The organism is Pseudomonas sp. zbq_18, assembly GCF_043102245.1.
In the GTDB taxonomy this organism is placed as follows: Bacteria; Pseudomonadota; Gammaproteobacteria; order Pseudomonadales; family Pseudomonadaceae; genus Aquipseudomonas.
In genome coordinates this window covers 71,147-86,259 of sequence record NZ_JBICIT010000019.1, presented here as the reverse complement: position 1 = coordinate 86,259, position 15,113 = coordinate 71,147, and the positions used below count along the sequence as shown (strand labels likewise).

Here is a 15,113-nt window from a genome sequence, read left to right as displayed (position 1 = left end):
GCCAGCGACTATCTGCTTTGAGGGACACCTATGAAGCTGCAGCAATTGCGCTACATCTGGGAAGTGGCGCACCACGATCTCAACGTCTCTGCCACCGCGCAGAGCCTCTATACCTCGCAGCCAGGCATCAGCAAGCAGATCCGACTGCTCGAAGACGAGCTAGGCGTCGAAGTATTTGCCCGCAGTGGCAAGCACCTGACCCGTGTCACGCCGGCCGGCGAGCGGATCATCACCACCGCAGGGGAAATCCTGCGCAAGGTTGAGAGCATTAAACAAATTGCCCAGGAGTTCTCCAACGAGAAGAAAGGCACGCTATCCATCGCCACCACCCACACACAGGCACGCTATGCGCTGCCTCCGGTCATCAGCAGCTTCATCAAACAGTACCCGGAAGTAGCGCTGCACATGCACCAGGGGACGCCGATGCAAATCGCCGAGATGGCGGCAGATGGCACTGTGGATTTCGCCATTGCTACCGAGGCGCTGGAGCTGTTTGGCGATCTGGTCATGATGCCGTGCTATCGCTGGAACCGGTGCGTGATCGTGCCGCAAGGACATCCGCTGACCAAGCTGCCGAAGCTGAGCCTGGAGGCCTTGGTGGAACACCCGCTGGTGACCTACGTGTTCGGTTTTACCGGTCGCTCCAAGCTGGATGAGGCCTTCAGTCATCGTGGCCTGACGCCCAAGGTGGTGTTCACTGCGGCCGATGCAGACGTTATCAAGACCTATGTGCGCCTTGGGCTTGGCGTGGGTATCGTGGCGCGCATGGCGGTAGACGAAAAGCTCGACAGTGACCTGGTGGTACTCGACGCCAGCGATTTGTTCGAAGCGAGCGTGACCAAGATTGGTTTCCGTCGCGGCACCTTCCTGCGCGGATTCATGTGCGACTTTATTGAGAAGTTTGCCCCGCACCTGACGCGAGAAGTTATGAGCAAGGCCGTGCAATGTCACAGCAAGGGCGAGTTGGACGAGCTGTTTGAGGGGGTGGACCTACCCACCTATTGATTGCAAAAAAGAGCCCGGCAATGCCGGGCTCTGACTTTCAACTCTTGGCAATCACGTTGCCGGCGTGCAGACCGCACTCTTTCTGAGTTTCCTCTTCCCACCACCAACGTCCTTCGCGTTCATGCTGATTGGGCAACACTGGGCGTGTGCAGGGTTCGCAGCCAATACTAATGAAGCCGCGCTCATGCAGGCTGTTATAAGGCAGTTCGAGCATGCGGATATAGGCCCAGACCTCTTCGCTGCTCATCTGTGCCAGCGGATTGAACTTGTACAGCGGCTTGTCCTGCGTGGAGAAGGCGCTATCGACTTCGATGACGTTTACATGGCTGCGGGTGCCGGGGCTTTGGTCGCGGCGCTGGCCGGTGGCCCAGGCGGTGACCGTACTCAGCTTGCGCTTGAGCGGCTCGATCTTGCGGATGCCACAGCACTCGCCGTGGCCATCCTTGTAGAAGCTGAACAGGCCTTTTTCGCGCACGAACTCCTGCAACTTATGCGCGTCCGGGCTCATCACTTCGATGGATATGCCGTAGTGCTCGCGGACCTTTTCGAGAAAGCGATAGGTCTCCGGGTGCAGTCTGCCGGTGTCCAGCGTGAATACCTTGACCTGCTTATTGAGCTTCCAGGCCATATCCAGCAGGACCACGTCTTCGGCACCGCTAAAGGAGATCCACAGATCATCGCCGAAGTGCTCGAAGGCCAGCTTGAGAATGTCCTGAGGGGATTTGTTGGCGTAGCTCGCTGCCATTTCGGCGGCATTGAAAGTTGGGCTCATCGGGCAGGCTTCCTGGTCGGCGGCGCTGAAGCGCTCTGTGGCCGGCGATGTTAACAAAGATGCCGATATGCTGATAAATAACTAAATAGGAGTTCGACTACTGCTCTCCGATATAAGCGACGCGTTGCGCAGCCTTTGGGGACTCGCTAGAGTGCCGGCTCTCTTCTCTCAGACTGCTAGGAGTCGCCCGTGGAAATCGCCTGCCTCGACCTCGAGGGTGTACTGGTTCCGGAAATCTGGATCGCCTTCGCCGAAAAAACCGGAATCGAAGCGCTCAAGGCCACTACCCGGGACATTCCCGACTACGACGTGCTCATGCAGCAGCGCCTGCGCATTCTCGATGAGCATGGCCTGAAGCTGAAGGATATTCAGGAGGTCATCGCCACGCTTAAGCCGCTGGAAGGCGCTGTCGAGTTTGTCGACTGGCTGCGCGAGCGCTTCCAGGTCGTGATTCTGTCCGACACCTTCTACGAGTTCTCCCAGCCGCTGATGCGTCAGCTGGGCTTCCCGACCCTGCTGTGCCACAAGCTGATTACCGACGAAACCGATCGTGTTGTCAGCTATCAGCTGCGTCAGAAAGACCCCAAACGCCAGTCGGTCATCGCCTTCAAGAGCCTCTACTACCGGGTGATTGCCGCAGGTGACTCCTACAACGACACCACCATGCTCAGCGAGGCTCACGCCGGCATTCTGTTCCATGCGCCGGAAAACGTGATCCGCGAGTTCCCGCAGTTCCCGGCAGTGCACACCTATGAAGACCTCAAGCGCGAGTTCATCAAGGCATCCAATCGTGAGCTGAGCCTGTAAGGCTTCGCTCAGACAAAAAGCCCGCTGCGATGCGGGCTTTTTTGTGGCGGATATGGGTTACATGCCTTCGAGGGTTCTGAGTAGTACCTGGATCTTGGTCAGCGACTCCTGGTACTCGGCTTGCCAATCCGAGTCCGCCACGATGCCGCCGCCGCCCCAGCAACTGACTACGCCATCCTTGATCAGCAGGCTGCGAATGGCGATGGAGCTGTCCAGTTCGCCACGTACATCAAGATAGAGCAGGGAGCCACAGTAAGGGCCGCGGCGTGTGGGCTCCAGTTCATCAATGATTTGCATCGCGCGGATCTTGGGGGCACCCGTGATGGAGCCGCCGGGAAAGCTACTGGCCAGTAGATCCAGTGCATCCTTGTTCGGTGCCAGCTCGCCGGTAACTGCACTGACCAAATGGTGCACGTTCGGATAGCTTTCCAGCGCGAACAGCTCTGGCACCCGAACCGAGCCGATCCGACAGCTGCGGCCCAGGTCGTTGCGCAGCAGGTCAACGATCATCAGGTTCTCGGCGCGATCCTTTGGGCTGCTCAGCAGCGCTTCGGCATGTACGCGGTCGTCATGTGCGGTGATTCCGCGCGGGCGTGTGCCCTTGATCGGGCGGGTCTCGACACGGCCCTGGCTGACCTTGAGAAAGCGCTCCGGCGACAAACTGAGGATGGCATCGCCGTTTTCCAGGCTCAGAAAGCCAGAAAAGGGGGTGGGGCAGGCCTGGCGCAACTTCAGATAAGCAATCCACGGATCGCCGCTGCAAGGTGCCTGGAAGCGCTGCGCATAATTCACCTGGTAGCAGTCACCAGCTTTGATATAGGCCTGTATACGCTCGATAGCCTGCTGATAGGTTCGGTCATCTTGATTGGCTTGAAAGGGCTGCTTGAGGTGAAACCCGGCAGAGTCCGCCGCAGGGGCTGCATCAAAAAGCTCAATCAGTCGTTGCCGTTCGGCAGGAGGTAGCGCTGGATGGAACATGAGCTGACAGGTCTGACGCTGGTGATCGCTGATCAGGGCCCAGGTGTAGAGGCCGAGCTGTGCTTCAGGCAGTTGCAAATCGTCGACGGCGTGTTGAGGCAGAGCTTCTAGATGACGGCCGAAGTCATAGCTGAGGTAGCCCAGCAACCCGCCGGTAAACGGCAGCTCGCAACCGCCAGGCGCCTCGCCATGCCCAAGTTGGTTCAGTCCATGACGTAGCCGCTGGAAGAAGCCTTGCGCAGTCTCTCCATCAGTCACCTGGAAACGCTCCTGCGGCCAGGCGCTGATCAGGTCGTAACGCCCGCGCTCGGCGTAGGGGCGACCTGCATCCAGCAGTATGGCGCCCGGAGCGTGGCGAACTCTGGCGAAATAATCGGCAGGGTCGGCACGATAGGGGAGGCGATGAAGCTGGCAAATGCTCATGGCGGTTAACTATGGGAGGGTGTGGCGATTGTAGGTGGATGTTGACGTCGCCATGCAACGAAAAAAGCCCGGCCTGGGCCGGGCTTTCTGTCTGCACGACTTTAGTCGTTCTTGCTCTTCACGTGGCCGAACAGTTGCTGGGAAAAGTGCACGCGCTCTTCCGCCGTTTCCTGCTTGCCGGTTTTGGCCAGTTCGGCGAGATGAGCCTCGACGGCGTGAGCGCGGTGGGTCAGGCCGCAGTCATTGGCGATCTGGATATTCAGACCCGGACGGGCATTGAGCTCCAGGATCAATGGGCCTTTCTCGACATCCAACACCATGTCGACACCGATATAGCCGAGGCCACAGAGCTCGTAGCAGCCGGCCGCCAGCTTCATGAAGCCGTTCCAGTTCGGTAGCTGTACGCCATCAACCGAGTTGGTGGTGTCAGGATGTTTGCTGATCTTGTTGTTCAGCCAGGTTCCGCGCAGGGTCAGCCCGGTGGCCAGGTCTACGCCGACGCCGATGGCGCCCTGATGCAGGTTGGCCTTGCCGTTGGACTGGCGGGTCGGCAGGCGCAGCATGGCCATGACGGGGTAGCCCATCAGCACGATGATGCGGATATCCGGAACGCCTTCGTAGCTGATGCTCTTGAAGATCGGGTCCGGAGTCACCCGGTACTCGATCAGGGCGCGGTCTCGATGCCCACCCAGGGAATAGAGGCCCGTCAGAATGCTGGAAATCTGGTGCTCGATTTCCTCGTGACTGATGATCTTGCCCGAGACCGTCTTGAAGCGATCCTCGAAACGGTCGGCAACCACCAGGATACCGTCGCCACCGGCGCCCTGGGCAGGCTTGATCACGAAGTCACTGCGGCCACCGATAATCTCGGAGAGCTTGTCGATCTCTTTTTCGGTGGAAATGATGCCGTACATTTCCGGCACATTGATGCCGGCAGCCAGCGCACGCTCCTTGGTGATGATCTTGTCATCCACGATGGGATACAGGTGACGCTTGTTGTACTTGAGCACGTAGTCCGCGTTGCGGCGGTTGATGCCCATGATGCCCTTGGCTTCCAGAGCCTTCCACGTCTTGATCATGCCAAACATGGCTCAGTCCTTCAGAAAGGCTTTGAAGCGGAACAGTTCGGTCAGGCGGTAGCCGCGGTAGCGACCCATGGCCAGCATAAAGCCCACCAGAATCAGCAAGACAGCCGGGAAGGTAAAGACGAAGTAGCTCAGTTCCGGCACGCTCATCAGCAGGTGCGCCAGCGAAGCGGCAAACAGGGTGCCGACGGCGACCTTCATGGCATGGCTGCCACCGCGCTCTTCCCAGGTGATGGACAGGCGCTCGATGGTCATGGTCAAGATGACCATCGGGAACAGGGCGACCGAAAGACCGCGCTCAAGGCCCAGCTTGTGGCTGAACAGGCTGATGGTGGCAATCAGCACCACTACGAAAGTGAGCACGACAGACAGGCGCGGCAGCATTTGCAGCTTCAAGTGCTCAAGGTAGGAGCGCAGCATCAGGCCCAGTGCGGTAATGATGGTGAAGAAGACGATGCCGTAGCCCAGCTGCATTTCGCGGAAGGCGAGGGCGATCAGCACCGGGGTGAAGGTGCCCAGGGTCTGCAGGCCTACCAGGTTGCGCAGCACCAGGATCACCAGCACGCCGATGGGGATCATGACCATGATCATGAAGGTCTGCTGGGTCTGGAGCGGCAGGCCGTACAGAGAGTATTCGAGGAAATCGACGTCAGTGTTTTCGTCGGTGAGCTTGGCCAGGCGGATGGCGTTCATCTCGCTGTTATTCAGGGTGAAGCTGACCTGTGCCTTCTTGCCGCCATCGATACTGATCAGTGGCTCGTCACCGGTCCACCACACCACGCGATCGGCCGGCAGGCCCTGCTGGCCGGTTTCAGGATTGAAATACAGCCAGTTCTCGCCATTGAAACTACGCAGCCAAAGCTCCGGGCTTTGCTGGATCTCGGTGGCCAGGCGAATGGTATGTACGCGCTCCATCGGCACATGCGCGATGGACAGCAACAGGTCGATAACCTTGGCCTTGTTGGCAGAGGATGCATCGCCGCCAAGCAGTAGCTTCACGTTGTCATCATTGACATTGTTAACACGTTTGATGGCTTCGCTGATGAAGGTTTCAACATCCGCAGAATGCTGACGGATAGGGGCTAGCAGGGCTTCGGCGGCAATTTTCTCTGCGCCTTCCACTTCGATGCTGTCGCGGAAAATAGGGCCTTTGGCCTTGGCGGGCTCACCGCTGTAGCGCTTGGTCAGCACCAGGCGGTAGTAGAGGGTTTGTTTGCCGTTGGCACGTCGAGCCGACCAGGTCAGCTTGCGGTTGCCGTCGACGCGGTTGACGCTCACGCCATAATTATTGGAGATGAAACTCTCATTGAGGCTCACGTAGTCCTGGTTAAGCGGTGGCACGAACATCTGCACCTTCACCGGCTCACGCGGATTGGCCTGAAATTCGACCTTGGCGTCGATATTCCACAGGTCGTCAGTCTCATCTTCGGTCACCGGAATGCCGAGGATGAAGATCTGGTATGCCGTGATCAGAACGCCCAGCGTCACCAGCAGGGTGATGAGGACTTTCAGATGCAAAGTGAGAGAGCGCATGAGAGTTACTCGGCAGAGTTTGCGTCAGAGGAGCAGCCGGGTTTGCCGGCAGCGTATTTGAGGCTAGGGTCGACTACTGCATCCAGGCGTTTGAGCGCCTCGGAACCGATCAGCAGCGGGTACTGGAACGCACTGCGGTCGGTCAGGTTGACCTCTATAGTGTGATGGGTTTGGCCCATGCATACAGATAATTCAATCACCGGGCGGGCGGTGTAGCTCTTCCCGCTTTCCGCATCATAGTCGCCAGCACGACGCTTGATTTTGCTGATTCGAGCCAGTGGTCGCTCAATAGGTTGCTCGTGAGCATCATCGATCGCCAGGTAAAAGCGTACCCAAGTCTCGCCATCGCGCTTGAAACGCTTGATATCACGAGCACTCAGCGAGGCGGTCTTGGCACCGGTATCGAGTTTGGCGGCCACTTCAAGATTGAGGTCGTCCAGCCGGACATATTCATTCAGGCCATACACAGTCTTGTCGGCAAAACTTAGGCCGGGAAGAAGGCTGCAGCTGAATAGGAGGACGGAGGGCTTGAGTCGCATAAATCCTTGTACGGTCGCGTCGTCGGGCGGCAGCGGGCAAACAGCCGGCAGATGGAGTCTAGCAGGCTCGGCGCAATGATTGGCCGGTAGAAGCGGGCGGCATTCTAGCATGGGCTTTTTCTGGCTTAACAGCGGCTTAAGAGCGTTTCTGCAGGTTGTTTAAGCGGTTGTGTGTTCGACCGAGCCCTGGCAAATTGTTGACAATGTTAGCCTTGAGATTGACCTAAATCGCTCGAGGGCGTATTTTTTCACCATCAAATGCTTAGCGTGTCGACAATATGCTCGAGAACCTCGAAATCGACAAAATCAGCCCGGATGATACGGAAACCCTTTCCGAGCATGTGTTCCGCAGCATCCAGGCGGCTATCGTGCGCGGAGATATTGCTCCCGGCAGCAAGATCTCCGAGCCCGAGCTGGCGCGTACCTATGGCATCAGCCGCGGCCCGTTGCGCGAGGCTATTCACCGCCTGGAAGGTCAGAAGCTGCTGGTGCGCGTCCCCCATGTGGGTGCGAGGGTCGTGTCACTGAGCCATGCCGAGCTGATCGAGCTCTATGAAATACGTGAGTCACTGGAAGGCATGGCCTGCCGCTTAGCCGCCGAGCGCATGAGTCACGCTGAAATTGGAGAGCTGCGCCGCGTGCTTGACCTGCATGAGCAGGACGCCGCCTTCAAGGCCGGCGTCGGTTACTACCAGCAGGAAGGCGACTTCGACTTTCACTACCGCATTATCCAGGGCAGTGGCAATCAGACCCTGGCGCGCATGCTCTGTGGCGAGCTGTACCAGCTGGTGCGGATGTATCGCCTGCAGTTTTCCGCGACCCCCAACAGACCGCATCAGGCCTTTGCCGAGCATCATCGCATTCTCGATGCCATTACCGAGCGTGACGGCGAGTTAGCCGAGCTGCTGATGCGCCGGCATATCGCCGCCTCCAAACGCAATATCGAACGTCACTATCTGGCCGCGCAACAGGCCGGGCAGGGCGCCGCTCCTAAACCATCGAAATCCCGAGGTGAGTCATGACCCAAGCCACTCCCGGCCAGCGTTTCCGCGACGCCATCGCCAGCGAACATCCGCTGCAGGTGATCGGTGCGATCAACGCCAACCATGCGTTGCTGGCCAAACGCGCCGGTTTCAAGGCCATCTATCTGTCCGGTGGTGGTGTGGCAGCCGGCTCCCTGGGGCTGCCAGACCTGGGGATCAACACGCTCGATGACGTACTCACTGACGTGCGCCGCATCACCGATGTCTGCGACCTGCCGCTGCTGGTCGACATCGACACAGGCTTCGGCCCCAGCGCCTTCAATATCGAGCGCACTGTGAAGAACCTGATCAAGGCCGGTGCCGCCGCCGCCCACATCGAGGACCAGGTTGGCGCCAAGCGCTGCGGTCACCGTCCAGGCAAGGAAATCGTCTCCACCGAGGAGATGGCCGACCGCGTCAAGGCCGCTGCCGATGCCAAAACCGACCCCAACTTCTTCCTGATCGCCCGCACTGACGCGATCCAGGCCGAGGGCGTGGATGCCGCCATCGAGCGCTGCCTGCGCTACGTCGAGGCCGGCGCCGATGCGATCTTCGCCGAGGCGGCCTACGACCTGCCGACCTACGAGCGCTTTGTGAAAGAGCTGAATGTACCGATCCTGGCGAATATCACCGAGTTCGGCGCTACTCCGCTGTTCACTCGCGACGAACTGGCCTCGGTCGGCGTGGCCATCCAGCTCTACCCGCTGTCCGCCTTCCGCGCCGCCAACAAGGCTGCCGAGGCTGTCTATACCTCGATCCGCCAGAACGGTCACCAGAAGGATGTTATCGACATCATGCAGACCCGCATGGAGCTGTATGACCGCATCGGCTACCACGCCTTCGAGCAAAAGCTCGACGCACTGTTCGCCGCGAATAAAAAGTAATCGAGCCTTAAAAAGAACAAGACTGAGGAGACTCCGATGAGCACGCCTGAGACCACCGGCTTCAAACCCAAGAAATCCGTAGCCTTGTCCGGCACCGCCGCCGGCAACACTGCCCTGTGCACCGTCGGCCGTACCGGCAACGACCTGCACTACCGCGGCTATGACGTGCTCGACTTCGCCAACCGCTGCGAATTCGAGGAAATCGCCCACCTGCTGGTCCACGGCAAACTGCCCAACGTGGCCGAACTGGCTGCCTACAAGGCCAAACTGAAGGCCCTGCGCGGCCTGCCGGCCGGCGTGAAAGCCGCCCTGGAGCAGCTGCCGCCGTCCGCCCACCCGATGGACGTGATGCGCACCGCCACTTCCGTGCTGGGCTGCCTGTCGCCGGAGAAGGAAGACCACAACCATCCGGGCGCCCGCGACATCGCCGACAAGCTGATGGCTTCCCTGGGTTCGGCCCTGCTGTACTGGTACCACTTCAGCCACAACGGCAAGCGCATCGACGTGGAGACCGACGACGACTCCATCGGCGGCCACTTCCTGCACCTGCTGCACGGCGAGAAGCCCCGCGCATCCTGGGTGCGCGCCATGCACACCTCGCTCAACCTGTACGCCGAGCACGAGTTCAACGCCTCGACCTTCACCTCGCGCGTCATCGCCGGCACCGGCTCCGACATGTACTCCTGCATCACCGGCGCGATCGGCGCGCTGCGTGGTCCGAAGCACGGCGGCGCCAACGAGGTGGCCTTCGAGATCCAGAAGCGCTACGACAACCCGGACGAAGCCGAGGCCGACATCCGCGCCCGCGTTGAGCGCAAGGAAGTGGTGATCGGCTTTGGCCACCCGGTCTACACCGTGGCCGACCCGCGCAACAAGGTGATCAAGGAAGTGGCTCGCGAGCTGTCCGTCGAGCAGTCCAACACCAAGATGTACGACATCGCCGAGCGCCTGGAAACCATCATGTGGGACATCAAGAAGATGTTCCCCAACCTCGACTGGTTCAGTGCCGTGAGCTACCACATGATGGGCGTGCCCACCGCCATGTTCACGCCGCTGTTCGTCATCGCGCGCACCGCAGGCTGGTCCGCCCATGTCATCGAGCAGCGCATCGACGGCAAGATCATTCGCCCGAGCGCCAACTACACCGGCCCGGAAGACCTGAAGTTCGTCGAACTCAAGGACCGCAAATAAATGAACAAGCTCTACCGTGAACGCCTGGCCGGCACCGACCTGGATTATTTCAACGCCCCTGCGGCGGTGGAGGCGATCCAGGCCGGCGCCTGGGCCAAGCTGCCCTACACCAGCCGCGTGCTGGCCGAGCAACTGGTGCGCCGCTGTGAGTCGGAGCTGCTGACGCCCGCTTTGGAGCAGCTGATCTACCGCAAGCGCGATCTGGACTTCCCCTGGTACCCGGCGCGCGTGGTTTGCCACGACATCCTCGGCCAGACCGCGCTGGTCGACCTGGCCGGCCTGCGTGACGCCATCGCCGAGCAGGGCGGCGACCCGTCCAAGGTCAACCCGGTGGTGCCAACCCAGCTGATCGTCGACCACTCGCTGGCCGTGGAAGCGCCCGGCTTCGACCCGGATGCCTTCGAGAAGAACCGAGCCATCGAAGACCGCCGCAACGAGGACCGCTTCCACTTCATCGAGTGGACCAAGACCGCGTTCAAGAACGTCGATGTGATCCCGGCCGGCAACGGCATCATGCACCAGATCAACCTGGAGAAAATGAGCCCGGTGATCCAGGCGCGTGGCGGCGTGGCTTTCCCCGACACCTGTGTCGGTACCGACTCGCACACCCCGCACGTCGATGCCCTGGGCGTGATCGCCATCGGCGTCGGCGGCCTTGAAGCCGAGACCGTAATGCTCGGCCACCCGTCGATGATGCGCCTGCCCGACATCGTCGGCGTCGAGCTGACCGGCAAGCGCAAGCCCGGCATCACCGCCACCGACATCGTCCTGGCCATCACCGAGTTCCTGCGCAAGGAGCGTGTGGTCGGCGCCTATGTCGAGTTCTTCGGCGAGGGCGCGGACAGCCTGTCGATCGGCGACCGCGCGACCATCTCCAACATGTGCCCGGAATACGGCGCCACCGCCGCGATGTTCTACATCGACGGCCAGACCATCGACTACCTCAAGCTCACTGGCCGCGAGCCGGAGCAGGTCGCGCTGGTCGAACGCTACGCCAAGACCCTGGGACTGTGGAGCGATGCGCTGAAGACCGCCGAGTACGAGCGCGTGCTGAGCTTCGACCTGAGCACCGTGGTGCGTAACCTGGCCGGCCCGTCCAACCCTCACAAGCGCCTGCCGACTTCCGTCCTGCAGGAGCGCGGCATAGCCAGCGAAGCCCAGCTGGCCGCGGCCAAGGCCGAGGAAGCCCAGGGTTTGCTGCCGGACGGCGCGGTGATCATCGCCGCCATCACCAGCTGCACCAACACCTCCAACCCGCGCAACGTAGTCGCCGCCGGCCTGCTGGCGAAGAAGGCCAACGAGCTGGGCCTGGTGCGCAAGCCCTGGGTCAAGACTTCCTTCGCCCCGGGTTCGAAAGTCGCCAAGCTGTATCTGGAAGAAGCTGGCCTGCTGCCGGAGCTGGAGAAGCTCGGCTTCGGCATCGTCGCCTACGCCTGCACCACCTGTAACGGCATGTCCGGTGCGCTGGATCCGGTGATCCAGCAGGAAATCATCGACCGCGACCTGTATGCCACTGCCGTGCTCTCCGGTAACCGTAACTTCGACGGCCGTATCCACCCCTACGCCAAGCAGGCCTTCCTGGCCTCGCCGCCGCTGGTCGTGGCCTACGCCATCGCCGGTACCGTGCGTTTCGATATCGAACAGGACGTGCTGGGCACCGACAAGGCCGGTAACCCCATCACTCTGAAGGATTTGTGGCCGAGCGATGAGGAGATCGACGAAATCGTCGCCTCCAGCGTCAAGCCGGAGCAGTTCAAGCAGATCTACATTCCGATGTTCGACCTGGGCAGCGTGCAGGAGGCGGAAAGCCCGCTGTACGACTGGCGCCCGATGTCGACCTACATCCGCCGTCCGCCGTACTGGGAAGGCGCCCTGGCTGGCGAGCGTACCCTCAAGGGCATGCTGCCGCTGGCGATCCTGCCGGACAACATCACCACCGACCACCTGTCGCCATCCAACGCCATCCTGATGGACTCGGCCGCCGGCGAGTACCTGCACAAGATGGGCCTGCCGGAGGAGGACTTCAACTCCTACGCCACCCACCGCGGCGACCACCTGACCGCGCAACGTGCGACCTTCGCCAACCCGCAGCTGGTCAACGAGATGGCCGTGGTCGACGGGCAGGTGAAGAAGGGCTCGTTGGCCCGCGTCGAGCCGGAAGGCAAGGTCATGCGCATGTGGGAAGCGATCGAAACCTACATGAACCGCAAGCAGAACCTGATCATCATCGCCGGTGCCGACTACGGTCAGGGCTCGTCCCGCGACTGGGCGGCCAAGGGCGTGCGCCTGGCCGGTGTGGAAGTGATCGTGGCCGAAGGCTTCGAGCGCATTCACCGCACCAACCTGGTTGGCATGGGCGTGCTGCCGGTCGAGTTCAAGCCGGGTACTACCCGACTTACGCTGGGCCTGGACGGCACCGAGACCTATGACATCAAGGGTGAGGTATCGCCGCGCTGCGATCTGACCCTGGTGGTCAACCGCCGCAACGGCGAAGTGGTCGAAGTGCCGGTGACCTGCCGCCTGGACACCGCTGCCGATGTCAGCGTGTACAAGGCCGGTGGCGTGCTGCAGCGCTTCGCCAAGGACTTCCTCAAGGGCGAGGTCGCCTGAGGTCAGGGCTGAAGCCCCCTATCCCGATGGGAGAGGGGGCTTGTCCACTGCCGGCTTGTAATCCGGGGATAGCGGTGTCTCAGATTCCCCGGATTTCATCCGGGCTACTTCCATCATTCAGCCAGGACGCAAGCATGGCTCATCAACCCCAGATCAGAGTTCCCGCTACCTATATCCGGGGTGGCACCAGCAAGGGCGTGTTCTTCCGCCTGCAGGACCTGCCGCAGAGCTGCCAGGTACCGGGCGCGGCCCGCGACCAGCTGTTCATGCGCGTGATCGGTAGCCCCGACCCATACTCGGCGCATATCGACGGTATGGGCGGTGCCACCTCGTCGACCTCAAAGTGCGTAATCCTGTCCGAGAGCAGCCAGCCCGATCACGACGTCGACTACCTCTATGGCCAGGTTTCCATCGACAAGGCCTTTGTCGACTGGAGCGGCAACTGCGGCAACCTATCGACTGCCGCCGGCGCCTTCGCCATCCATGCCGGCCTGGTCGATCCGGCGCGCATTCCCGAGAACGGCGTATGCGTGGTGCGTATCTGGCAGGCCAATATCCAAAAAACCATCATCGCTCATGTGCCGGTAACCGCTGGCCTGGTCCAGGAAACCGGCGACTTCGAGCTGGACGGGGTGACTTTTCCGGCGGCTGAGATCGTGCTGGAGTTCCTCGATCCGTCCGATGATGGCGAGGGTTCGATGTTCCCTACCGGCAATCTGGTCGATGACCTGGACGTACCAGGCGTCGGCACCTTCAAGGCGACCATGATCAGCGCCGGCATCCCCACCGTATTCGTCAACGCCGAGGACATCGGCTACCAGGGCACCGAGCTGCGCGAGGCCATCAACGGGGATCCAGCGCAGCTGGCACGTTTCGAGCAAATCCGCGTGGCCGGCGCACTGCGTATGGGTCTCATCAAAACGCCGGAAGAGGCGGCCACCCGCCAGCACACGCCAAAGATCGCCTTCGTGTCCCCGCCCAAGAGCTACCGGGCTTCCAGCGGCAAGCAAGTGGATGCCGGCGAGGTCGATCTGCTGGTGCGCGCGTTGTCCATGGGCAAGCTGCATCACGCGATGATGGGCACCTGTGCAGTGGCTATCGGCACAGCGGCGGCCATTCCCGGCACTCTGGTCAATCTGGCTGCCGGCGGCGGCGAGCGTGAGGCAGTGCGTTTCGGCCATCCATCCGGCACCTTGCGAGTCGGGGCTCAGGCTCGACTGGTCGACGGCGAGTGGACGGTAACCAAGGCAATCATGTCGCGCTCGGCGCGGATCCTGATGGAAGGTTGGGTGCGCGTGCCGGGCGATTCATTCTGAATCTCAAAAGCTAGAAAAGGCTCGAACTTAGCGAGCCTTTTCTCATTGAATCAATGGATTACAACGTTTACTTAAAGCGACGCTCAACACCTTTTTCCACCAGAATCTTGGCGGAGATCTCTTCGACGGAGAAGTGCGTTGAATTGATGAAGGGCATGTTTTCGCGACGGAACAGGTTTTCCACCTCGCGCACCTCGAACTCGCACTGGGCAAAGCTGGCATAGCGACTATTGGGTTTGCGCTCATGCCGAATGGCAGTGAGGCGATCTGGGTCGATAGTCAAACCGAACAGTTTGTGTTTGTAGGGCTTGAGTGCGTTCGGCAACTGCAGGCGCTCCATGTCTTCTTCGGTCAGCGGGTAATTGGCTGCGCGAATGCCGTATTGCATGGCCATGTACAAACAGGTTGGCGTCTTGCCGCAGCGTGAGACCCCAACCAGGATCAGGTCAGCCTTGTCGTAATAGTGGGTACGGGCGCCGTCATCGTTATCCAGGGCAAAGTTGACGGCCTCGATACGCTCCATGTAATTACTGTTGCTGGCGATGGAATGGGATTTGCCTACCGAGTAAGAGGAGTGCTCGTTCAGTTCGGCCTCCAGTGGCGCCAGGAAGGTCGAGAAAATGTCGATCATGAAGCCTTCGGACTGAGCCAGAATGTCGCGAATCTCATGATTGACCACGGTATCGAAGATAATCGGCCGTGCGCCATCCTTCTCGGCCGCATTATTGATTTGCTGTACCATGGCGCGCGCCTTGTCCACGCTGTCTATATAGGGGCGTGTGAGCTTGGTGAAGCTGATGTTTTCGAACTGGGCCAGCAGGCTCTGGCCCAGGGTTTCGGCCGTAATGCCAGTGCCGTCAGAGATAAAGAAAGCGGTTCGTTTCATTTGCGCCAAAGGCCTTAAGTCAGGAGCGATTCTTGGCTATCATAGGCCCCCTTTGCCGGGCC

13 protein-coding genes are annotated in these 15,113 nt (G+C 60.5%); 7 read left to right on the top strand and 6 right to left on the bottom strand.

Annotation, left to right across the window (positions count from 1 at the left end):
• Nucleotides 1-30 precede the first annotated feature (30 nt).
• Nucleotides 31-1,005, top strand: a complete 975-nt coding sequence (cysB, locus tag ACF8C6_RS15685) for an HTH-type transcriptional regulator CysB (RefSeq protein WP_392500137.1) — start codon at nt 31-33, stop codon at nt 1,003-1,005.
• Nucleotides 1,006-1,042: 37 nt separating this feature from the next.
• On the opposite strand, the gene ACF8C6_RS15680 is transcribed toward cysB, so the two are convergent.
• Nucleotides 1,043-1,777 carry a phosphoadenylyl-sulfate reductase gene (locus ACF8C6_RS15680; RefSeq protein WP_392500136.1) on the bottom strand — a complete coding sequence of 245 codons (735 nt, stop codon included), beginning with the start codon at nt 1,775-1,777 and terminating at the stop codon, nt 1,043-1,045.
• A gap of 189 nt (nt 1,778-1,966) precedes the next feature.
• On the opposite strand from ACF8C6_RS15680, the gene thrH reads away from it, so the two are divergent.
• Nucleotides 1,967-2,584: a bifunctional phosphoserine phosphatase/homoserine phosphotransferase ThrH gene (thrH, locus tag ACF8C6_RS15675; protein ID WP_277690482.1), complete on the top strand. Its 618-nt coding sequence runs from the start codon at nt 1,967-1,969 to the stop codon at nt 2,582-2,584.
• Between the two features lie 57 nt (nt 2,585-2,641).
• Here thrH and pabB read toward each other — a convergent pair whose 3' ends face one another.
• The 4 genes from pabB to ACF8C6_RS15655 all read right to left on the bottom strand — a co-directional run bounded on the left by pabB (nt 2,642) and on the right by ACF8C6_RS15655 (nt 7,142).
• Entirely contained in the window at nt 2,642-3,985 is a 1,344-nt protein-coding gene (gene pabB / locus ACF8C6_RS15670) for an aminodeoxychorismate synthase component I (protein ID WP_392500135.1), read from the bottom strand.
• Between the two features lie 101 nt (nt 3,986-4,086).
• Nucleotides 4,087-5,073, bottom strand: a complete 987-nt coding sequence (locus ACF8C6_RS15665; protein WP_392500134.1) for an alpha-L-glutamate ligase-like protein — start codon at nt 5,071-5,073, stop codon at nt 4,087-4,089.
• Nucleotides 5,074-5,076: 3 nt separating this feature from the next.
• A complete protein-coding gene (locus tag ACF8C6_RS15660; protein WP_392500133.1) occupies nt 5,077-6,603 on the bottom strand; it encodes an inactive transglutaminase family protein in 1,527 nt (508 codons plus the stop codon).
• A gap of 5 nt (nt 6,604-6,608) precedes the next feature.
• On the bottom strand, nt 6,609-7,142 hold the full coding sequence (locus tag ACF8C6_RS15655) for an ATP-dependent zinc protease (protein ID WP_392500247.1): 534 nt from the start codon (nt 7,140-7,142) through the stop codon (nt 6,609-6,611).
• 278 nt (nt 7,143-7,420) lie between these two features.
• On the opposite strand from ACF8C6_RS15655, the gene ACF8C6_RS15650 reads away from it, so the two are divergent.
• The 5 genes from ACF8C6_RS15650 (at nt 7,421) to prpF (ending at nt 14,165) form a co-directional block, all read left to right on the top strand.
• Nucleotides 7,421-8,164, top strand: coding sequence for a GntR family transcriptional regulator (locus ACF8C6_RS15650; protein ID WP_392500132.1), 744 nt, complete (start codon nt 7,421-7,423; stop codon nt 8,162-8,164).
• Entirely contained in the window at nt 8,161-9,048 is an 888-nt protein-coding gene (prpB, locus tag ACF8C6_RS15645) for a methylisocitrate lyase (RefSeq protein WP_392500131.1), read from the top strand. The genes ACF8C6_RS15650 and prpB overlap by 4 nt, the downstream gene beginning before the upstream one ends.
• Before the next feature lie 36 nt (nt 9,049-9,084).
• Nucleotides 9,085-10,239 (top strand): 2-methylcitrate synthase, encoded by a 1,155-nt coding sequence (gene prpC, locus ACF8C6_RS15640; RefSeq protein ID WP_392500130.1) that lies wholly within the window; start codon nt 9,085-9,087, stop codon nt 10,237-10,239.
• Nucleotides 10,240-12,849: a Fe/S-dependent 2-methylisocitrate dehydratase AcnD gene (gene acnD / locus ACF8C6_RS15635; RefSeq protein WP_392500129.1), complete on the top strand. Its 2,610-nt coding sequence runs from the start codon at nt 10,240-10,242 to the stop codon at nt 12,847-12,849.
• A 134-nt stretch (nt 12,850-12,983) separates the two neighbouring features.
• A complete protein-coding gene (prpF, locus tag ACF8C6_RS15630) occupies nt 12,984-14,165 on the top strand; it encodes a 2-methylaconitate cis-trans isomerase PrpF (protein WP_392500128.1) in 1,182 nt (393 codons plus the stop codon).
• Between the two features lie 67 nt (nt 14,166-14,232).
• Here prpF and ACF8C6_RS15625 read toward each other — a convergent pair whose 3' ends face one another.
• Nucleotides 14,233-15,051: a pyruvate, water dikinase regulatory protein gene (locus ACF8C6_RS15625; protein ID WP_392500127.1), complete on the bottom strand. Its 819-nt coding sequence runs from the start codon at nt 15,049-15,051 to the stop codon at nt 14,233-14,235.
• Between the last annotated feature and the right edge of the window lie 62 nt (nt 15,052-15,113).